This is a genomic window from Streptomyces yokosukanensis, assembly GCF_001514035.1.
GTDB lineage: Bacteria > Actinomycetota > Actinomycetes > Streptomycetales > Streptomycetaceae > Streptomyces > Streptomyces yokosukanensis.
This window is the reverse complement of record NZ_KQ948213.1, coordinates 74,494-94,356: the sequence shown is the minus strand read 5'-3', so window position 1 is coordinate 94,356 and position 19,863 is coordinate 74,494. Positions and strand designations below refer to the sequence as shown.

The following is a 19,863-nucleotide window of genomic DNA, read 5'->3' as shown; positions in this document are numbered from 1 at the left end:
GCAACACCTACAGGGCGCGGCGCATCGCGCGGTGCGGGATGCCGGCGTCCGGGAACTGCGGACCGTACGGCGCGTAGCCGAGGCGCTCGTAGAAGCCGAGGGCCTGGGTCTGGGCGTGCAGGTCCACCGCGGTCAGGCCACGCGCGCGTGCCACGTCCTCGATGGCCCGGACCAGGGCCACGCCGACGCCGAGCCCACGGGCCTCGCGACTGACGGCGAGCCGGCCCAGGGAGCCCACCGAAGCGTCCCCGCCGGTCTTCGCCGCCGCGGCCGCGCCGTGCAGCAGCCGCCCGGTGCCGAGCGGCACACCGTCCTCGCGGACCGCCAGGACATGCACGGCGACCGCGTCGTAGGCGTCGTACTCGATGTCCTCGTCCACGCCCTGTTCGAGGACGAAGACCTCCTTGCGGACCGCGAAGCAGGCCTCGCGGTCGGCCGGGTTCTCGGCGATCCGGACGGTGTACGGCCCGCTCATGTGTAGGTCTCCTCGCGGACCTTGTCGAGGGCCGTCTGCAGGTCCTCGGGGTACCCGCTCTCGAACTCCACCCACTGGCCGTCCCCGGGGTGCTCGAAGCCGAGGCGCACGGCGTGCAGCCACTGGCGGGTCAGACGCAGCCGCTTGGCGAGGGTGGGGTCGGCGCCGTAGGTGAGGTCGCCGACGCAGGGGTGGCGGTGGGCGGACATGTGGACGCGGATCTGGTGGGTGCGGCCGGTCTCCAGCTTCACGTCCAGCAGGGAGGCGGCGCGGAACGCCTCGACGAGGTCGTAGTGCGTCACCGAGGGCTTGCCGTCGGCCGTGACCGCCCACTTGTAGTCGTGGTGCGGGTGGCGGCCGATCGGCGCGTCGATCGTGCCGCTCGTCGGGTCCGGGTGGCCCTGGACGAGGGTGTGGTAGCGCTTGTCGACCGTGCGCTCCTTGAACTGGCGCTTGAGCGAGGTGTACGCCCGCTCCGACTTGGCGACGACCATCAGGCCCGAGGTGCCGACGTCCAGGCGGTGCACGATGCCCTGGCGCTCGGCGGCGCCGGAAGTGGAGATCCGGTACCCGGCCGCGGCCAGGCCGCCGATGACGGTGGGGCCGCTCCAGCCCGGCGACGGGTGCGCGGCCACGCCGACCGGCTTGACGATCACGACCACGTCATCGTCGTCGTGCACGATCTCCATGCCCTCGACCGGCTCGGCGACCACCTGCACCGGCGCGGGCGCCTGCGGCATCTCGACCTCGAGCCAGGCACCGCCGCTCACCCGCTCGGACTTGCCGACCACCGCGCCGTCGACCTGGACCTTGCCGGCCGCGGCCAGCTCGGCCGCCTTCGTGCGGGAGAAGCCGAACATGCGGGAGATGGCGGCGTCGACGCGCTCGCCCTCCAGGCCGTCGGGCACGGGCAGGGTTCGGATCTCGGGAATCGTGCTCACCCGTCGAGTATGCCGGACGGGCGGAAGGGGCCCGACCGAGCCTGTGGAGAACCGGCTGTGGAGGGCGTCGGTCCCGGGCCTTGCGAAGCGTGCCGTGACCTCAGTCCTTGTGGACCGTGCCGTCCGGGTCCAGACCGCGGAAGGACAGCAGCACGATCAGGATGCCGCCGCACACGATCGCCGAGTCCGCCAGGTTGAACACCGCGAAGCCCCTGGGCGCGATGAAGTCCACGACCTCGCCCTCGAACACGCCCGGCGACCGGAAGATCCGGTCGGTGAGGTTGCCGAGGGCGCCACCGAGCAGGAGGCCGAGCGCGACGGCCCACGGGTAGCTGTAGAGCTTGCGGGCCAGGCGGATGATCACCACGATCACGGCCGCGGCGATCACGGTGAAGATGACCGTGAAGGCCGCACCGAAGCCGAAGGCCGCACCCGGGTTGCGCAGGGCGTTCAGCTCCAGCCAGTCCCCGACGAGCTTGATCGGCGCGCGGCCCTCCAGCTTGGCGACCACCAGCATCTTGCTGATCAGATCGAGGGCGTACGCGAACGCGGCCACCGCGAACAGCAGGGCGATCCGGCGCCCGCGACGGCCACGCGCGTCCGCCGGGACCTGCTGCTCGCCCGTACCGGACGCGCCGCGCGCGGCGGGCGCGCCGGAGCCGGCGGGTGCCCCGGCCGCCGCCGTCCGCTCGCCGCTGTCGTCCGGGGTGTCCGGCGTACCGATGATGCGCTCCGCCTCTGCCACGTGAGTCCCTCAACCTAGGTGCCTGGCTGAGGACGAGACTACGGCACGGCCCGGCACGCTCAGGAGCGACGTTCCTGCTTCTGTTTGCACTCGACGCACAGCGTGGCCCTGGGGAAGGCCAGCATCCGGGCCTTGCCGATGGGGTTGCCGCAGTTCTCGCACAGGCCGTAGGTGCCCGCGTCCAGCCGCTCCAGGGCGTGCTCGTTCTGAATGAGCATCTCGCGCGCGTTGGCGGCCAGCGCCATCTCGTGCTCACGCGTGATGTTCTTGGTGCCGGTGTCGGCCTGGTCGTCTCCGGCGCCGTCGCCGGAGTCCCGCATCAGGCCCACGAGGGAGGCCTCGGAGGAGCTGATCTCGGCGCGCAGCCGCTCCACCTCGGACAGCAGTTCGGCACGGGCCTCGGCGACCTCTTCCGGGGTCCAGGGGTCCTCGCCGGGGCGCACCGCCAGCTCGCCGGGTTCCACCGCGGCGACGCGCGCCTTGGGAACGGCGGTGTCCGCCGTGGCCGTGCCAGGAGTCTTCTTCGCAACCACTGTCGTGGCTCCCGTCTGCTTCGCGGCCCGCGCCGCGCCCGCTTTCTTGGCCGTGCTCGTGTCGGCCGCCTCCGTGGAGACGCCCTCGGCGGCCGCCTTCCCGCCGCCGGCCTTCTTCGCCACCGGCTTCCTGACGGCCGTCTCCTCCGCCGCCCCTTTCCCCTTGGCGGCCGCCTTCTTCCCGGCGGCCTCACCGGCCGGCGCCTTCTCGGCAGCGGCTCTCTTCCCCGAGGTCTTCTTCACCGAGGTCTTCTTCACCGCGTTCTTCTTCGCCGGGGTCTTCTTCGCTGCGGCCTCCTTCGCCGTGCTCTTCTTGGCTGCGGTCTCCTTCTCGGCGGCCGTTTCCGTCACCGCCGCCTTCCGGGCAACCGTCTCCTTCGCCGCGGCCTTCTTGGCGGCGACCTTCTTGGCGACAGCCTTCTTGCCGGCCGAGCCCTTCGCCTCGGACTTCTTTGCCTCGGACTGCTTGGCCTCGGACTGCTTGGCCTCGGACTGCTTGGCCTCGGTCTTCTCGGGAGCCTTCTCCTGGGCGGCTCTCTTCTTGCCGGCCGCTCCCTTGGCCTCGCCACCGGAGGCAGCCGCAGTGCCGGAGGCGGCCGCGCCCCCGCGCCGGCCGGTCGCCGGCTGCTGTACGGCGGTCTCTTTCGCCACCATGGCCGCGACCCCTTCACATATTGTGATCGTGTCCGCGAATTCGTGCTGGGACGATAAATCGACTTGAGTCCCGCGGCAACGGGGCACACCGCCCGATTCGCCCGCCCGCACCCCCACGCAGCGGGCCTGCATCCGTTGTGCCCAGCTCCCCGGCGGGTAATCCGCCGGGCCCGGCCTCCAGGGACCCGGGCGCCGGGCCTCACGCCATTCGGGTCATCCCGGCCCCCTGCACCGCCGGCGACCGCGCCGCGCGGAAATCCGGTCCGCGGCTGTCCGTGCGGCGCCGTACACTGGGCGCAGCGAAAAGCGTGGATGGGGACGAGTAGCGGCGTACGCAGCCCAGAGCGACCCGGGGACGGTGTGAGCCCGGGGGCGAGCGCGACGTGAAGATCACCCCGGAGCCGCCGGAAGAAAGCCGCAGCCAGTGCGCTGGGACGAGTAGAACCGGTTTCGCGACCCCAATGAGGGGGCTCACCGGCGCGCACGGCGCGACGGAGGGCCAAGGAGGGTGGTACCGCGGGAGCGCGCCGCACACGGCGTAGACAGGATCGAAGGCTCTCGTCCCTCCGACGGAAGGCAGCAAGTCCGTTGGAGGATGCTCGCAGATGACAGCGCCGACGTACCGCCAGGTGCCCGCACAGGTCGACCTGCCCGCTCTTGAGCACGCCGTGCTCGACTTCTGGCGCGACCAGAAGATCTTCACCAAGAGCCTGGAGCAGTCCGAGGGCCGCCCGGAGTGGGTGTTCTACGAAGGCCCGCCCACCGCGAACGGCATGCCCGGCGCCCACCACATCGAGGCGCGTGTCTTCAAGGACGTCTTCCCCCGCTTCCGCACCATGCGCGGCTACCACGTGGCCCGCAAGGCCGGCTGGGACTGCCACGGCCTGCCCGTCGAGCTGGCCGTCGAGAAGGAGCTGGGCTTCTCCGGCAAGCAGGACATCGAGGCGTACGGCATCGCCGAGTTCAACGCCAAGTGCCGCGCGTCGGTGACCCGGCACACCGACGCCTTCGCCGAGCTGACGACCCGCATGGGCTACTGGGTCGACCTGGACGACGCCTACCGCACCATGGACCCCGAGTACGTGGAGTCGGTCTGGTGGTCGCTGAAGGAGATCTTCACCAAGGGCCTGCTGGTCCAGGACCACCGTGTCGCCCCCTGGTGCCCGCGTTGCGGCACCGGCCTGTCCGACCACGAGCTGGCGCAGGGCTACGAGACGGTCGTCGACCCGTCCGTGTACGTCCGCTTCCCGCTCACCTCCGGTCCCCTCGCCGGCCAGGCCGCGCTCCTGGTGTGGACGACGACCCCCTGGACCCTGGTGTCCAACACGGCGGTCGCCGCGCACCCGGAGGTCACCTACGTCGTCGCGACCAACGGCGAGGAGAAGCTCGTCGTCGCCGAGCCGCTTCTCGCCAAGGCGCTCGGCGAGGGCTGGGAGAGCACGGGCCAGACCTTCACCGGCGCCGAGATGGAGCGCTGGAACTACCAACGTCCCTTCGAGCTGGTGGAGTTCCCGGAGCCGGCGCACTTCGTGGTGAACGCCGACTACGTCACCACCGAGGACGGTACGGGTCTGGTCCACCAGTCCCCCGCCTTCGGTGAGGACGACCTGAAGGTCTGCCGCTCCTACGGCCTGCCGGTCGTGAACCCGGTCCGCCCGGACGGCACCTTCGAGGCGGACGTGCCGATGGTCGGCGGCGTCTTCTTCAAGAAGGCGGACGAACAGCTCACCGAGGACCTGGGGCAGCGCGGCCTCCTCTTCAGGCACCTGCCGTACGAGCACAGCTACCCGCACTGCTGGCGCTGCCACACCGCGCTGCTCTACTACGCGCAGCCCTCCTGGTACATCCGCACGACGGCGATCAAGGACCGCCTCGTCCAGGAGAACGAGAAGACCAACTGGTTCCCCGACACGGTCAAGCACGGCCGGTACGGCGACTGGCTGAACAACAACATCGACTGGGCGCTGTCCCGCAACCGCTACTGGGGCACCCCGCTGCCGATCTGGCGCTGCGAGGACGACCACCTCACCGTCGTCGGCTCCCGCGCGGAGCTGACCGAGCTGTCCGGCACCGACCAGTCGAACCTGGACCCGCACCGCCCCTACATCGACGAGGTCACCTTCGCCTGCCGCCACGACGGCTGCGGAAAGACGGCCACGCGCGTGCCGGAGGTCATCGACGCCTGGTACGACTCGGGTTCGATGCCGTTCGCGCAGTGGGGTTACCCGTACAAGAACAAGGAGCTGTTCGAGAGCCGCTACCCGGCGCAGTTCATCTCCGAGGCGATCGACCAGACCCGCGGCTGGTTCTACACGCTGATGGCCGTCGGCACGCTCGTCTTCGACAGGTCGTCGTACGAGAACGTCGTCTGCCTCGGCCACATCCTCGCCGAGGACGGCCGCAAGATGTCCAAGCACCTGGGCAACATCCTGCAGCCGATCCCGCTCATGGACGCCAACGGCGCCGACGCGGTGCGCTGGTTCATGGCGGCCGGCGGCTCCCCGTGGGCGGCCCGCCGGGTCGGCCACGGCACCATCCAGGAGGTCGTCCGCAAGACCCTGCTGACGTACTGGAACACGGTCGCCTTCCAGGCCCTGTACGCCCGTACGTCCGAGTGGGCGCCCAGCGCGGCGGACCCGGCCCCGGCCGAGCGCCCGCTGATCGACCGCTGGCTGCTGTCCGAACTCCACGCGCTCACCGACCAGGTGACCCAGGCGCTGGAGGCCTACGACACCCAGCGCGCCGGCAAGCTGCTGTCCGCGTTCGTCGACGACCTGTCCAACTGGTACGTCCGCCGCTCGCGCCGCCGCTTCTGGCAGGGCGACAAGGCCGCGCTGCGCACGCTGCACGAGGTGCTGGAGACGGTCACCAAGCTGATGGCGCCGATCACGCCGTTCATCACCGAGCGGGTGTGGCAGGACCTGATCGTGCCGGTCACCCCGGGCGCGCCGGAGTCGGTCCACCTGGCCTCCTGGCCCAAGGCGGACCTGTCGGCGATCGACCCGGAGCTGTCGAAGCAGATGGTCCTGGTCCGCCGGCTGGTGGAACTGGGCCGGGCCACGCGCGCGGAGTCGGGCGTCAAGACCCGTCAGCCGCTGTCCCGCGCGCTGATCGCGGCGACCGGCTTCGAGGCCCTCGCCCCCGAGCTGCACACCCAGATCACGGAGGAGCTGAACGTCTCCTCGCTGGCGTCGCTGTCGGATTCCTCCGCTGGTCCAGCGGGAGGCGGCAGCCTGGTGGACACCACCGCCAAGGCCAACTTCCGTGCGCTGGGCAAGCGGTTCGGCAAGCGGGTGCAGGACGTGGCGAAGGCGATCGCCAACGCGGACGCCGCCGCACTGTCCCTGGCCCTGCGCGAGGGCACGGCGTCGGTGGCCGTCGACGGTGAGACGGTCACGCTCGCCCCGGACGAAGTGATCATCACCGAGACCCCGCGCGAGGGCTGGTCGGTGGCGTCCGACTCCGGTGCCACGGTGGCACTGGACCTGGAGATCACCGAGGAGCTGCGGCAGGCCGGCCTTGCCCGGGACGCGATCCGGCTGATCCAGGAGGCGCGCAAGAACAGCGGGCTGGACGTGGCCGACCGGATCGCGCTGCGCTGGGAGTCGACCGACCCCGCGGTGATCGCCGCTCTGGCCGAGCACGCCGAACTGATCGCCGACGAGGTCCTGTCGACCGACTTCGCCCAGGGCGAGGCCGACGGCGGCTTCGGTGAGCCGTTCACCGACGAGGGTCTGAGCCTGACGTTCCGGCTGCGGAAGGCGTAGGCGCCGGGCAGTGCGAGAAGGGCCCGGCCTCCACTCGGTGGAGGCCGGGCCCTTGTGCGTGGATTCCGTCGGACCACGGACCGTGCGGGGTTCCCCGAGCCCCTGAAGCACACCCGCAACCCGCGTAAAAAGGGCGGGGCCCCGGACCGAAGTCCGGGGCCCCGCCCTGTTGAACGCTGCCGACGCCTAAGGCGTACTACTCACCGTGCCCGGCGCTCAGTTGTCGTCCTCGTCGATCAGGAACCCACGCATCGGCGAGGGTGCCTGGCCCATCGGGGACGGGCCCTGCGGGCGGACCGGGGCCATGGGCTGCGTCATGGCCGGGGTCATCTGCTGCTGACCGCCGTAGGACGGGGCGGACGGAGCGGGGTTGCCGCCCATCGTCTGGTTGCCGCCGTAGGACGGGGCGCTCGCGCCGGCCGGTGCCATGGAGGGCGCCGGGGACGGCGGCAGCGACGCGGTGGCCGGGGTGCGCGGCGGGGCCAGGGAGTCGTCGGCCTGGGTCTCCAGCTGGCGCAGCTGGGACTCGAGGTACGACTTCAGGCGCGTGCGGTACTCGCGTTCGAAGCCGCGCAGGTCCTCGACCTTGCGCTCCAGCGTGGCGCGGGCGGACTCCAGGGAGCCCATCGCGACGCGGTGCTTCTCCTGCGCGTCCCGCTCCAGGGCGTCGGCCTTGGCACGGGCGTCACGCTCCAGACCCTCGGCGCGGCTGCGGGCCTCGCCGACGATCTTGTTGGCCTCGGAGCGGGCCTCGGCGATCGCCTGGTCGGCGGTCTGCTGGGCCAGCGAGAGGACTCGGGCGGCGCTGTCGCCACCGGGGCCCTGACCGGGCATACCGGGTCCACCCATGGGACCGCCCATGCCCATCTGCTGCTGCATGGGCGGCTGTCCGCCCATCGGGCCCTGCCCCATGGGGCCCTGGCCCATCGGACCCTGACCCATGGGGCCCTGGCCCATCGGACCGGGACCCTGCGGGCCGCCCTGACCGCCGGGACCGGCGGGCAGCTGCGGGGCGCCGCTCGGCAGCTGGGGCGGACCACCCATGGGGCCACCCATCTGCTGCTGCGGCGGGCCCGATATGCCGGCGGGCACCGGAGCGCCGGGACCTCGCATCCCCTGCTGCGGCATGCCCTGCTGCTGAGGATGCTGCTGCTGGTCCTGCTCCGGCGGACCCTTGCGCATGTTCTGCTGGTTCTGCGCGGCCGCACGGGTCGCCGCGGCCAGCTTGGCGCGCAGGTCCTCGTTCTCACGGAGCAGACGGGTCAGTTCGGCTTCGACCTCGTCGAGGAAGGCATCGACCTCGTCCTCGTCATAGCCTTCTCGGAGGCGGACGGTCGTGAACTGCTTGTTCCGCACGTCCTCGGGGGTCAACGGCATCTCTTCACCTCAACGTAGTCATCGGCAGTCGGCAAGACCGTATCGTCCACCCTCATCACACGAAGTTTTCCGTGATGGAGAGGAGGATGTAGACGATGATCATCAGTACGAAGAAGGACAGGTCGAGCGCCACGCCCCCGAGACGCAGCGGCGGGATGAACCGCCGCAGAAGCTTCAGCGGTGGATCGGTGACAGTGTAGGTGGCCTCGAGTACGACCACCATCGCCTTGCCGGGTTGCCACGAGCGGGCGAACTGGAACACGTAATCCATGACCAGCCGGAAGATGAGCACGGCGAGAAACACCAGTAGCGCGGTGTGGACCACCGTGACGAACACGCTCATGGCCTGCGCTTCCCTCTCCCCTGTTCCGTGCTCTTCCGAACTTCGATCCGGTTGTGCGTCTCAGCTCTGGTTGAAGAACCCGCCCTCTGCGATGCGGGCCTTGTCCTCCGCCGTGACATCGACGTTAGCAGGAGACAACAGGAACACCTTCTGCGTCACCCGCTCGATGCTGCCGTGAAGACCAAACACCAAACCAGCCGCAAAGTCGACAAGTCGCTTCGCGTCTGTGTCATCCATCTCAGTCAAATTCATGATCACCGGGGTGCCCTCACGGAAGTGTTCCCCGATGGTACGGGCCTCGTTGTACGTCCGCGGGTGAAGCGTGGTGATCCGGTACGGCTCTCGTTCCGACACGACCTTGGGCATGATCACCGGTGCGTTCTTCTCCAGGGACTGACGTTCTTGTGTGATGGATGCCACGGGCGCGATGCGCGCGGGACGTCCGGATTCCGCGGCGAGCGAAGTCGAACGGGGCACCGACTCGCGGGGCGCGGGCGGTTGCACGATTCGCACCTCTTCGTCCCTTTGGGACTGATGTGCGTTGTGCGATTGGTGTGCGGGTTCGTGTCGTCGATGGTCCCGCTCGGGCTCCGGGTCCAGCTCAGGCTCGAAGTCGTCGTCGGGGTCGAATCCCCGGCCGTCGTACCCATCGTCCTCCACGAGGCCGAGGTAGACCGCCATCTTGCGCATCGCGCCGGCCATGCTCTGAGTCCTCCGCTCTGTGGTGGATCGGCTGACGACTGCCAAGTGCCCGCGATCCACGCGGTCGTTGTGCCCGCCTTCACAGGCACTGACCATATTTTCTGCTGTGGTCCGACTTCTTGGCGACGTTACCCGAGCTTGGGGCGGACTCCGAGTACCGCAGTGCCGACGCGCACATGTGTCGCCCCAGCGGCCACGGCCTGTTCGAGATCCGCACTCATCCCTGCCGACACCATGGTTGCAGCCGGATGAGTTCGGCGCAGGTCAGTCGACAAATCCATGAGCCGCCCGAACGCCGCCTGTTCGCGTCCCGCGTACTCCCCGGCGAGCGGAGCGACGGTCATCAGCCCGTCGAGCCGCAGCCCCGGCGCCTCGCCGACGAGATCGGCCAACTCTTCGATTCCGCCGGGCGCGGCGCCTCCGCGCTCACCCCGGCCACTCGCCCCCGCGTCCAGCGCCACCTGGATCAGGCAGCCGATCTCGCGCTGCGCCCGCACCGCCTCCGTGGACAGCGCGGTGACGAGGCGGGCACGGTCGACGGACTGGACGACATCGGCATAACCGATCACGGAACGGACCTTGTTGGTCTGCAACTGGCCGACGAAATGCCATGTCAGTGGCAGATCCGCGCACGCGGCGGCCTTCGGCGCAGCATCCTGGTCCCGGTTCTCCGCGACATGGCGCACACCGAGTTCCGACAGGATCCGCACATCGCTCGCCGGGTAGGTCTTGGTGACCACGATCAGGGTCACCTCCTCCCGCCCTCGCCCCGCCGCCGCACAGGCGGCGGTGATGCGTTCCTCCACTTTCGCCAGATTTGCGGCGAGTTCGGTCTTACGGTCCGTCATGCCCCATCAGTCCAGCCAGACGTAGCTCGCGAGCCGCCCCGTGGTGCGGTCGCGGCGGTACGAGAAGTGGTTGTCCGACTCCAGCGTGCACACCGGCGCCTGCGCCCGGTCGCACACCCCGAGCCGGTCGAGCTGCGCGTGCACACCGGCGCTCACATCGACCGCCGGCGTACCCCAACTCGTTTCGGCGTGCGCCGCCGGCTCGACGGCGGCCACTTCGGCGCGCATCCGCTCCGGCACCTCGTAGCACCGTCCGCACACGGACGGTCCGGTGCGGGCGACGATCCGGCCCGGCTCGGCGCCGAGTTCGACCATGGCCCCTACGGCGGCGGGGACGACTCCCCCGACCATGCCGGGCCGGCCCGCGTGCGCCGCCGCGACGACCCCGGCGACGGGATCGGCCAGCAGCACCGGCACGCAGTCGGCGGTGAGAACGGCGAGGGCGAGTCCGCGGCGGGTGGTGACGACGGCGTCGACCTCCGGCACCGGCCTCCCCGTGCCCCAGGACTCTTCCACGACGGCCACGTCGGCGCCGTGCACCTGGTTCATCCAGACGACCCGGCCCGGGTCGAGGCCGAGCGACTTGGCGGCGATGTCCCGGTTGGCCCGTACGGCCTCGGGGTCGTCGCCGACCGCGCCGCCCAGGTTCAGCTCCTCATACGGAGCGGCGCTCACCCCGCCCCACCGGTCGGTGAAGGCGAAGTGCGCGCCGCTCACGCTCTCGCGCGGTCCTATCACTTCAGGAAGTCCGGCACGTCCAGCTCCTCGGCGGTGCTGTCCGAGTAGGACCGGGGCGCCGGCGGCATCGGCGGGGCGATCGGGATCTCCGCCACCGGCTCGGGCACCTGCTCCGGCTCCTCCTTCGGCTTGACGCTGCCCAGCGAGCCGAAGGACGGACGGCTGGGCTCGCTCGGCCGGGCCGGGGCGGGCTCCTCGCGGCGGGTGGAGCTCGAAGTGGATGACGAGCCGAGGACGTTGTCCCGGCGGGCGGGCGGCTGGCCGCCGTCGAAACCGGCGGCGATCACGGTGACCCGGACCTCGTCGCCGAGGGCGTCGTCGATGACGGCGCCGAAGATGATGTTGGCCTCGGGGTGGGCGGCCTCGCTGACCAGCTGGGCGGCCTCGTTGATCTCGAACAGACCGAGGTCGGAGCCGCCGGAGATGGAGAGGAGCACACCGCGGGCGCCGTCGATGGACGCCTCCAGCAGCGGCGAGGAGATCGCCATCTCGGCCGCGGCCACCGCGCGGTCGTCACCGCGGGCCGAGCCGATGCCCATGAGGGCCGAACCGGCCTCGGACATGACCGACTTCACGTCGGCGAAGTCGAGGTTGATCAGGCCGGGGGTGGTGATGAGGTCGGTGATGCCCTGGACACCGGAGAGCAGGACCTGGTCGGCGGACTTGAACGCGTCCAGGACCGAGACCTGGCGGTCCGAGATGGACAGCAGCCGGTCGTTGGGGATGACGATGAGGGTGTCGACCTCTTCGCGCAGCTCGGCGATGCCGTCCTCGGCCTGGTTCGCGCGGCGCCGTCCCTCGAAGGTGAACGGGCGCGTGACCACGCCGATGGTGAGGGCGCCCAGCGAGCGCGCGATGTTGGCCACCACGGGGGCGCCGCCGGTACCGGTGCCGCCGCCCTCGCCGGCCGTCACGAAGACCATGTCGGCCCCCTTGAGGACCTCCTCGATCTCCTCGCGGTGGTCCTCGGCGGCCTTGCGGCCGACGGCCGGGTTGGCCCCGGCGCCGAGTCCGCGGGTGAGTTCACGACCGACGTCGAGCTTGACGTCGGCGTCGCTCATCAACAGCGCCTGTGCGTCGGTGTTGATGGCGATGAACTCGACACCCTTGAGACCGACCTCGATCATCCGGTTGATGGCATTGACACCACCGCCGCCGACACCGATGACCTTGATGACTGCGAGGTAGTTCTGCGGTGCTGCCACGTCGAAGGCCTCTCGCCTCGAATTACGTTGTCGCCGCCGTGCGGTGCCCCGCACCGGGACGACGGATGCCGAATGGGACGGTCCGTAACGCCGACCCGAACCCTAACCCTGAAGTTTAGGGTTACCAGTGTGTGTGTTCCCTGAAGTCTTCTGAACAGGACACTAAGTCGACAAGTGGCGCACGTTCAACGAACACGCCGAACCTCCCGTTTTTCTTTTCACCCTATGTGATCAGCCGTAGCAGTGCCCAACCAGGGTGCTGGCCTGCGCAGATGTGCGTCAACTCCCCGATGACGCAGGGGCGGTGGGAACGCTGACATCGAAGTGCCGTGCGCCGGGAGCTGCTTTCATGAGAGCCGTGAGGGTCCGCGCCTTGGCCCGGCCGTTGTCACCACTGCCCCATGCCACCGTGCGGCCGTCCGCCAACGCCAGCGAGATGGTGTCGTAGGAACGGACTTGGACGGTCCGGGTCTCCTTCGCCACGGCGGCCGGCAGGTCACCCGCGACCCGGACGGCCTCGCGCACGAGCCGGTCGACGCCGAACCGCCGGAAGCCGGCGGCTGCGGAACCCTTACGGGAGGCGGACAGTTCCAGCGTCGGTACGGCCTTCGGCGCCTGCGCAACCGTAGCGAAACGGACACCTTCGCCATCGACTTCGACGAAGTCCCCACCCTTTCGGACAAGCAGGACCGGAGTGCGCTCGGTCACCTTCAGCCCGATCCCATGGGGCCAGGACCGAACCACGTCAACCGTGTCAATTCGGGGCAGTTTCCGGCGCAGTCGGGCTTCGATGGCGTCGGTGTCGACGGAAATCATCGGCGCCCCGACCGGTACGGCCGCCGCCTCGCGCACCTCGGCGGAGGTCAGGACGTCGGCGCCGGACACCGAGACCTGCCGGACGCGCAGCCACGCGGAGCCGTACAACACCCAGGCGCCACCGACCCCGAGGAGTACGGCGACCACAGCCAGAATGACCATCGTACGAAGGCGCGGTCTCCTGAGCCCGCGGGCGGGCGGCGGGCCGGACGACCCCTGCTGGCGTTCACCGCGCTCGGCGGTAGTCGGTCCGGCCACGCTCACTGCCCTTTCGTCATACGGTCCTAACGGCGCGAGGCGATCGCCTCGTACACCATGCCGACGAGCAGCTCGTCGGCGTCCCGGCGGCCGAACTCGCTTGCCGAGCGGGACATCTCGTACAGCCGGTGCGGATCGGCGAGCACGGGCAGGACGTTCTGCTGCACCCACTCGGGCGTCAGCTCCGCGTCGTCGACCAGGAGCCCGCCGCCCGCCTTCACCACCGGCTGGGCGTTCAGCCGCTGCTCCCCGTTGCCGACGGGCAGCGGGACGTAGGCGGCCGGGAGCCCGACGGCGGAGAGTTCGGCGACGGTCATCGCGCCCGCGCGGCAGAGCATCATGTCCGCCGCGGCGTACGCGAGGTCCATCCGATCCAAGTAACTTACCGGGACATAGGGGGGCATTCCCGGCATCTGATGCACCTGCGGCAGTTCGTTCTTCGGGCCGACCGCGTGCAGGATCTGGATACCGGCCTGCTGCAGCCACGGGGCGACCTGCTGGGTCACCTCGTTCAGACGCCGGGCGCCCTGGGAGCCGCCGGAGACGAGCAGCGTGGGCAGGTTGGGGTCGAGGCCGAAGCGGTGGCGGCCCTCCGGCCGGGCGGCGGCCCGGTCCAGGGTGGCGATGGAGCGGCGCAGCGGGATGCCGATGTAGCGGGCGTCGCGCAGCTTGCTGTCCGGCGTGGAGACGGCGACCCGGGCCGCGTACCGCGAGCCGATCTTGTTGGCCAGACCGGGGCGGGCGTTGGCCTCGTGGATCACGATCGGCACGCCGAGCCGCTTGGCGGCCAGATAGCCGGGCAGGGCCACATAGCCGCCGAAACCGACCACGACGTCCGCCTTGGTGCGCTCCAGGATCTGCTCGGCGGCCTTGATGGTGCCGCGCAGCCGTCCCGGGACGGTGATCAGCTCAGGGGTGGGCTTGCGGGGCAGCGGCACCGCGGGGATCAGCGCCAGCTCGTAACCGCGCTCGGGGACGAGCCGGGTCTCCAGGCCGCGCTCCGTGCCCAGGGCCGTGATCCCCACGGTCGGGTCCTGCCTGCGCAGGGCGTCCGCGAGGGCGAGCGCGGGCTCGATGTGGCCGGCGGTCCCCCCACCGGCGAGTACGACATGCACCGAAATTCACCGCTCTCCGGACGAGCGCGCCACCGAGGCACGCCGTCGCATCGTGTTCCATCTCCGAGGCTTCCGGCCGGAGCCGGGGCCTCCCGCCCGCTTTCTACCAAAGCGAGGTTGCCGCATCGCAAGCGCTGCCCGCGCAGCGGGCTCGTCGCGCGCGAAGGCGATCAGCAACCCGATGGCGAACATGGTCGGCAGCAGGGCGGACCCTCCGTAGGAGAACAGCGGGAGGGGGACGCCGGCGATCGGCAGCAGACCGAGCACCGCACCGATGTTGATCACCGCCTGGGCGGTGATCCAGGTGGTCACGCCTCCCGCGGCATACCTCACGAAGGGGTCCTCCGTGCGTCCGGCCACGCGGATACCCGCATAGCCTAGAGCCGCGAACAGGGCGAGCACCGACAGCGTCCCCGCCAGCCCCAGTTCCTCGCCGGTGACGGCGAAGATGAAGTCGGTGTGGGCCTCCGGGAGTTGCCCCCATTTTTCCACACTCGCACCGAGACCGGAGCCGAAGAGTCCGCCGGAGGCGAGGGCGTAGATGCCGTGCACGGCCTGCCAGCAGTCGGCGGCCCCCGCCTTGGGCTCGGTGGCGCCGATGCAGGCGAGCCGGGCCATCCGGTTGGGGCTGGTCTTGATGAGGACGAAACCGATCAGGACGGCGATCTGGAGCACGCCGACGAAGAGTCTCGTCGGCGCCCCGGCGAGCCACAGCAGGCCGAACAGGATCGCCGTGAGAATGATCGCGGTGCCCATGTCACCGCCGAGCATGATCAGCCCGAGCAGCAGGAAGGTGCCCGGCACCAGCGGCACGAGCATGTGCTTCCACTGGGTCAGCAGCTTCTTCTCCTGCTTGCGCGCGATCAGGTCCGCGCCCCACAGCACCAGGGCCAGCTTGCCGAACTCGCTGGGCTGGATCTGGAAGGAGCCGCCGAGGGAGATCCAGTTCTGGTTGCCGTTGACCGACATCCCTATCCCGGGCACCTGCACCAGGGCCATCAGGAAGACGGCGGCGATCAGGATCGGGTAGGCCAGCGCGCGGTGCAGCTTCACCGGCATGCGGGAGGCCACGAACAGCAGTATGCCGCCCAGCACGGCGGCCAGCAGCTGCTTGCGGAAGAAGTACGACCCCGGCAGCGACATCTGCAGCGCGGTGACCTGGGAGGCCGAGTAGACCATGACCAGGCCCAGCACGGTGATCAGCACACTGCCGCCGAGGATCAGGTAGTAGGCGGTCAGCGGACGGTCCCAGGCCTTTCGCGCGCGCGCGTACAGCCGTTGTACGGGGCTGTGGCGCCGGGGCCCGGGGACGGCGGGCCGGCGGGCCGCCCCCTGCACGGGCGGCCGACCGGTTCGGCTACTGGGCATCGGCGCCTCCACTGAACGTCGACCGTCCCACGCGTCCCTCCCTAGATCCGCCCGGCGGGCGGCCGGGGTCAGGCTTCGAGTTCGCGGACCGCCGCCGCGAACGCGTCACCGCGCTGGTTGTAGTTGGTGAACATGTCCATGGAGGCGCAGGCCGGGGCCAGCAGCACCGTGTCACCGGGCTGCGCGAGCCGTTTCGCTTCCGTCACCGCCTGGACCATCGCCTCAGTGTCGGTCCGGTCGAGGTCGACGACGGGTACTTCCGGGGCGTGTCGCGCGAGGGCCTCGCGGATCAGGGCACGATCGGCGCCGATCAGGACGGCACCGCGCAGCCGCCGCGCCGACTTGGTGACCAGCTCGTCGAAGGTCGCACCCTTCGCCAGACCGCCCGCAATCCATACAATCGACTCATATGACGCCAACGACGCTTCGGCGGCATGCGTGTTGGTGGCCTTGGAGTCGTCCACGTAGGCCACGGAGTCGATGTCGGCGACGTGCGCGATGCGGTGGGCGTCCGGCCGGAAGGCCCGCAGGCCGTCGCGTACGGCCGTGGCGGGCACCCCGAAGGCACGCGCGAGGGCCGCCGCGGCAAGGGCGTTGGCGATGTTGTGCGGGGCCGGCGGGTTGACGTCGCCGACCTCGGCCAGCTCCTGCGCGTTCTTGTGCCGGTTCTCCACGAAGGCGCGGTCGACCAGGACGCCGTCCACGACCCCGAGTTGGGAGAGCCCGGGGGTGCCGAGCGTGAAGCCGACGGCCCGGCAGCCCTCCTCGACGTCGGCCTCGCGCACCAGCTCCTCGGTGAGCTTGTCGGCCACGTTGTAGACGCAGGCGACCCGATTGCCCTCGTAGATACGCCCCTTGTCGGCGGCGTAGGCCTCCATCGAGCCGTGCCAGTCGAGGTGGTCCGGGGCGAGGTTGAGGACGGCCGCCGAGTGGGCGCGCAGGGACGGCGCCCAGTGCAGCTGGTAGCTGGACAGCTCCACGGCCAGGACGTCGTACCGCTCCTCGCCGAGGACCGCGTCCAGCAGGGACACGCCGATGTTGCCGACGGCGGCCGTGCGCAGGCCCGCGGCCTCGAGGATCGACGCCAGCATCTGCACGGTCGTGGTCTTGCCGTTGGTGCCCGTGACGGCGAGCCAGGGCGCCGCGTCGGGGCCGCGCAGGCGCCAGGCCAGCTCGACATCGCCCCAGACGGGCACGCCCGCCTTCCCGGCCGCCAGGAACAGCGGTTTGTCCGGCTTCCAGCCGGGCGCGGTGACGATCAGCTCGGTGCCCTCCGGCAGGGTGGCCCCGTCGCCGAGGCGCACGGTGATGCCGAGCGCCTCCAGCTCCGCGGCCTGCTCACGCGCGCGTGCGTCGTCGCCGTCGTTGACGACCGTGACGATCGCCCCGCGCGCGTGCAGCACCTTGGCCGCCGGTACGCCGGAGACGCCGAGGCCGGCGACGACGACGCGCTTGCCCTGGAAGTCGGAGGGCTCCGAGGTGGAGGTCACTTTTCCGCTGCCCATCCCGCATAGAAGAGGCCCAGTCCGACGATCACACAGATTCCCTGGATGATCCAGAATCGGACCACCACCAGGACTTCGGACCAGCCCTTGAGTTCGAAGTGGTGCTGGAGCGGTGCCATCCGGAAGACGCGTTTGCCGGTGAGCCGGAAGGAGCCGACCTGGATGACGACCGACATGGTGATGAGGACGAACAGGCCGCCCATGATGGCCACCAGCAGTTCCGTGCGGGAGAGGATGGCCAGACCCGTGAGGACACCGCCGAGGGCGAGCGAGCCGGTGTCGCCCATGAAGATCTTCGCCGGCGAGGTGTTCCACCACAGGAAGCCGAGGCAGGCACCCATCAGCGCGGAGGCGATCACCGCGAGGTCGAGCGGGTCGCGCACCTCGTAGCAGGCGGCCGGGTTGGTCAGGGTCTGCGCGTTGGCGCAGGACTCCTGGAACTGCCAGACGCCGATGAACGTGTAGGCGCCGAAGACCAGCACGGAGGCGCCGGTGGCCAGACCGTCCAGACCGTCGGTCAGGTTCACGCCGTTCGACATCGCGAGGATCATGAACAGCGCCCAGACGACGAACAGCACCGGGCCGATCGTCCAGCCGAAGTCGGTGATGAAGGACAGCTTGGTGGAGGCCGGGGTGTTGCCGCGCGCGTCGGCGAACATCAGCGACAGCACGGCGAACGAGATGCCGACGATCAGCTGGCCGGCCATCTTCGCCTTGGCCCGCAGACCCAGCGAACGCCGCTTGACGATCTTGATGTAGTCGTCGAGGAAGCCGACCAGGCCCATGCCGAACATCAGGCCGAGGACCAGGATCCCGGAGTAGGTGGGCGGGTAACCGGTGATGAGCTTGCTCAGGAAGTACGCGGCGATCGTCGCCAGGATGAAGGCGATACCGCCCATCGTCGGCGTACCGCGCTTGCTGGCGTGCTCGCGCGGGCCGTCGTCACGGATGTACTGGCCGTAGCCCTTGCGCGCGAGGAGCTTGATCAGCAGCGGCGTGCCGATCAGCGTCAGGAAGAGGCCAATGACTCCTGAGAACAGGATCTGCTTCATCATCGGGCGGCAACCTCGCCCTCGGCAGCGGTCTCGACGAGCGCCTGGGCGACGCTCTCCAGACCCACCGATCGGGACGCCTTCACGAGGACGACGTCCCCCGGGCGCAACTCGCTGCGCAACAGGTCGATCGCCGCCTGTGCGTCGGACACGTGCACCGACTCCTCACCCCACGAACCCTCGTTATATGCGCCCAGTTGCAGCCAGGAGGCCTCAATCCCCCCGACGGCGACGAGCTTGCTGACGTTGAGCCGGACGGCGAGCCGTCCGACGGCGTCGTGCTCGGCGAGCGCCTCGTCCCCCAGCTCGGCCATCTTGCCGAGCACCGCCCACGTGCGGCGCCCCTGGCCCATGGCCGCGAGCGCCCGAAGGGCGGCCCGCATGGACTCGGGGTTGGCGTTGTAGGCGTCGTTGACGATGGTCACGCCGTCCGGGCGCTCGGTGACCTCCATGCGCCAGCGGGAGAGGGTGCCCGCCTCCGAGAGCGCGGTGGCGATCTCTTGCGCGGACATGCCCAGCTCATGGGCGACGGCGGCCGCGGCGAGCGCGTTCGACACGTGGTGCTCACCGTACAGGCGCATGGTCACATCGCTTGCACCGGAGGGTGTGTGAAGCCTGAAGGCTGGTTGTCCGCTGTCCGTGAGTCGCACGTTCTCGGCGCGTACGTCCGCTTCGGCCGACTCTCCGAAAAGGACCACCTTCGCCTTGGTACGGGGGGCCATGGCCCGGACCAGCGGGTCGTCCGCGTTGAGGATCGCCGCGCCGTCCTCCGGAAGGCCTTCGACGATCTCGCCCTTGGCCTCGGCGATCTGCTCACGGCCGCCGAACTCGCCGATGTGGGCGGTGCCGACGTTGAGCACCAGGCCGATCTTCGGCGGAGTCAGGTCGGTGAGGTAGCGGATGTGCCCGATGCCGCGGGCGCCCATCTCCAGCACGAGGAACTGCGTCTCCTCGGTGGCGGTCAGCGCGGTCAGCGGCAGGCCGATCTCGTTGTTGAGCGAACCGGGCGTGAACACTGTCGGCGCCTTGCTCCGCAGGACCTGCGCGATGAGGTCCTTGGTGCTGGTCTTGCCGGCCGAGCCGGTCAGGGCGACGAGGGTCGCGCCGAGCCGGCGTACGACGTGCCGGGCGAGGGCGCCGAGGGCGGTCTGCACGTCCTCGACCACGATCGCGGGCACGCCGACCGGGCGCGACGCCAGTACGGCGACCGCGCCCGCCTCGACGACCTGCGGTGCGAAGTCGTGGCCGTCCACGCGCTCACCGACGAAGGCGGCGAACAGGCTGCCCGGCACCACCTCGCGGGAGTCACGGACGACCGGCCCGGTGACCTGGACGGACGGATCCGGTATGTCGTGCGTCTGCCCGCCGACGACTGCTGCGATCTCGGCGAGGGAGAGGGCGATCACAAGTTCATCCCCTGG

General features: G+C 70.2%; 17 protein-coding genes. 1 reads left to right on the top strand and 16 read right to left on the bottom strand.

Annotated elements, in window-relative coordinates; genetic code table 11:
• Positions 1 to 7: 7 nt before the first annotated feature.
• From AQI95_RS20375 to AQI95_RS20360, 4 genes are all read right to left on the bottom strand, one after another.
• A complete protein-coding gene (locus tag AQI95_RS20375; RefSeq protein ID WP_067125306.1) occupies positions 8 to 475 on the bottom strand; it encodes a GNAT family N-acetyltransferase in 468 nt (155 codons plus the stop codon).
• The gene (locus AQI95_RS20370; protein ID WP_067125303.1) at positions 472 to 1,416 is read right to left on the bottom strand and encodes an RluA family pseudouridine synthase; all 945 of its coding nucleotides are present in this window, start codon (positions 1,414 to 1,416) and stop codon (positions 472 to 474) included. The genes AQI95_RS20375 and AQI95_RS20370 overlap by 4 nt, the downstream gene beginning before the upstream one ends.
• Positions 1,417 to 1,516: 100 nt before the next feature.
• The gene (gene lspA, locus AQI95_RS20365; protein ID WP_067125300.1) at positions 1,517 to 2,161 is read right to left on the bottom strand and encodes a signal peptidase II; all 645 of its coding nucleotides are present in this window, start codon (positions 2,159 to 2,161) and stop codon (positions 1,517 to 1,519) included.
• Between the two features lie 59 nt (positions 2,162 to 2,220).
• A complete protein-coding gene (locus AQI95_RS20360) occupies positions 2,221 to 3,348 on the bottom strand; it encodes a TraR/DksA family transcriptional regulator (protein ID WP_067125297.1) in 1,128 nt (375 codons plus the stop codon).
• Between the two features lie 605 nt (positions 3,349 to 3,953).
• On the opposite strand from AQI95_RS20360, the gene ileS reads away from it, so the two are divergent.
• On the top strand, positions 3,954 to 7,115 hold the full coding sequence (gene ileS / locus AQI95_RS20355) for an isoleucine--tRNA ligase (RefSeq protein ID WP_067125294.1): 3,162 nt from the start codon (positions 3,954 to 3,956) through the stop codon (positions 7,113 to 7,115).
• A gap of 216 nt (positions 7,116 to 7,331) precedes the next feature.
• Here ileS and AQI95_RS20350 read toward each other — a convergent pair whose 3' ends face one another.
• From AQI95_RS20350 to AQI95_RS20295, 12 genes are all read right to left on the bottom strand, one after another.
• Positions 7,332 to 8,492, bottom strand: a complete 1,161-nt coding sequence (locus AQI95_RS20350) for a DivIVA domain-containing protein (RefSeq protein WP_067125291.1) — start codon at positions 8,490 to 8,492, stop codon at positions 7,332 to 7,334.
• Positions 8,493 to 8,547: 55 nt separating this feature from the next.
• Positions 8,548 to 8,835: a YggT family protein gene (locus AQI95_RS20345; RefSeq protein ID WP_067125289.1), complete on the bottom strand. Its 288-nt coding sequence runs from the start codon at positions 8,833 to 8,835 to the stop codon at positions 8,548 to 8,550.
• A gap of 60 nt (positions 8,836 to 8,895) precedes the next feature.
• Entirely contained in the window at positions 8,896 to 9,537 is a 642-nt protein-coding gene (locus AQI95_RS20340; RefSeq protein WP_067125286.1) for a cell division protein SepF, read from the bottom strand.
• 128 nt (positions 9,538 to 9,665) lie between these two features.
• Positions 9,666 to 10,385: a YggS family pyridoxal phosphate-dependent enzyme gene (locus tag AQI95_RS20335; RefSeq protein WP_067125284.1), complete on the bottom strand. Its 720-nt coding sequence runs from the start codon at positions 10,383 to 10,385 to the stop codon at positions 9,666 to 9,668.
• Positions 10,386 to 10,391: 6 nt separating this feature from the next.
• Positions 10,392 to 11,123, bottom strand: a complete 732-nt coding sequence (gene pgeF, locus AQI95_RS20330) for a peptidoglycan editing factor PgeF (protein WP_067125282.1) — start codon at positions 11,121 to 11,123, stop codon at positions 10,392 to 10,394.
• On the bottom strand, positions 11,120 to 12,328 hold the full coding sequence (gene ftsZ, locus AQI95_RS20325; protein WP_067125280.1) for a cell division protein FtsZ: 1,209 nt from the start codon (positions 12,326 to 12,328) through the stop codon (positions 11,120 to 11,122). Before ftsZ ends, pgeF begins: the two co-directional genes overlap by 4 nt.
• A gap of 279 nt (positions 12,329 to 12,607) precedes the next feature.
• Complete coding sequence (locus tag AQI95_RS20320) at positions 12,608 to 13,402, bottom strand: cell division protein FtsQ/DivIB (protein WP_067126282.1); 795 nt, start codon at positions 13,400 to 13,402, stop codon at positions 12,608 to 12,610.
• Between the two features lie 26 nt (positions 13,403 to 13,428).
• Positions 13,429 to 14,517 carry an undecaprenyldiphospho-muramoylpentapeptide beta-N-acetylglucosaminyltransferase gene (murG, locus tag AQI95_RS20315; RefSeq protein WP_067125278.1) on the bottom strand — a complete coding sequence of 363 codons (1,089 nt, stop codon included), beginning with the start codon at positions 14,515 to 14,517 and terminating at the stop codon, positions 13,429 to 13,431.
• Positions 14,518 to 14,523: 6 nt separating this feature from the next.
• The gene (gene ftsW, locus AQI95_RS20310) at positions 14,524 to 15,885 is read right to left on the bottom strand and encodes a putative lipid II flippase FtsW (protein ID WP_067125276.1); all 1,362 of its coding nucleotides are present in this window, start codon (positions 15,883 to 15,885) and stop codon (positions 14,524 to 14,526) included.
• Positions 15,886 to 15,953: 68 nt separating this feature from the next.
• Positions 15,954 to 17,390, bottom strand: a complete 1,437-nt coding sequence (murD, locus tag AQI95_RS20305; RefSeq protein ID WP_067125273.1) for a UDP-N-acetylmuramoyl-L-alanine--D-glutamate ligase — start codon at positions 17,388 to 17,390, stop codon at positions 15,954 to 15,956.
• On the bottom strand, positions 17,372 to 18,445 hold the full coding sequence (mraY, locus tag AQI95_RS20300; protein WP_079071365.1) for a phospho-N-acetylmuramoyl-pentapeptide-transferase: 1,074 nt from the start codon (positions 18,443 to 18,445) through the stop codon (positions 17,372 to 17,374). Before mraY ends, murD begins: the two co-directional genes overlap by 19 nt.
• Complete coding sequence (locus AQI95_RS20295) at positions 18,442 to 19,848, bottom strand: UDP-N-acetylmuramoyl-tripeptide--D-alanyl-D-alanine ligase (protein WP_067125268.1); 1,407 nt, start codon at positions 19,846 to 19,848, stop codon at positions 18,442 to 18,444. The genes mraY and AQI95_RS20295 overlap by 4 nt, the downstream gene beginning before the upstream one ends.
• Positions 19,849 to 19,863 lie beyond the last annotated feature (15 nt).

Coding starts and splice junctions, on each gene's coding strand:
- AQI95_RS20375 (WP_067125306.1), bottom strand. CDS start 475: ATGAGCGGGCCGTACACCGTCCGGATCGCCGAGAACCCGGCCGACCGC.
- AQI95_RS20360 (WP_067125297.1), bottom strand. CDS start 3,348: ATGGTGGCGAAAGAGACCGCCGTACAGCAGCCGGCGACCGGCCGGCGC.
- ileS (WP_067125294.1), top strand. CDS start 3,954: ATGACAGCGCCGACGTACCGCCAGGTGCCCGCACAGGTCGACCTGCCC.
- AQI95_RS20350 (WP_067125291.1), bottom strand. CDS start 8,492: ATGCCGTTGACCCCCGAGGACGTGCGGAACAAGCAGTTCACGACCGTC.
- AQI95_RS20345 (WP_067125289.1), bottom strand. CDS start 8,835: ATGAGCGTGTTCGTCACGGTGGTCCACACCGCGCTACTGGTGTTTCTC.
- AQI95_RS20340 (WP_067125286.1), bottom strand. CDS start 9,537: ATGGCCGGCGCGATGCGCAAGATGGCGGTCTACCTCGGCCTCGTGGAG.
- AQI95_RS20335 (WP_067125284.1), bottom strand. CDS start 10,385: ATGACGGACCGTAAGACCGAACTCGCCGCAAATCTGGCGAAAGTGGAG.
- ftsW (WP_067125276.1), bottom strand. CDS start 15,885: ATGCCCAGTAGCCGAACCGGTCGGCCGCCCGTGCAGGGGGCGGCCCGC.
- murD (WP_067125273.1), bottom strand. CDS start 17,390: ATGGGCAGCGGAAAAGTGACCTCCACCTCGGAGCCCTCCGACTTCCAG.
- mraY (WP_079071365.1), bottom strand. CDS start 18,445: ATGATGAAGCAGATCCTGTTCTCAGGAGTCATTGGCCTCTTCCTGACG.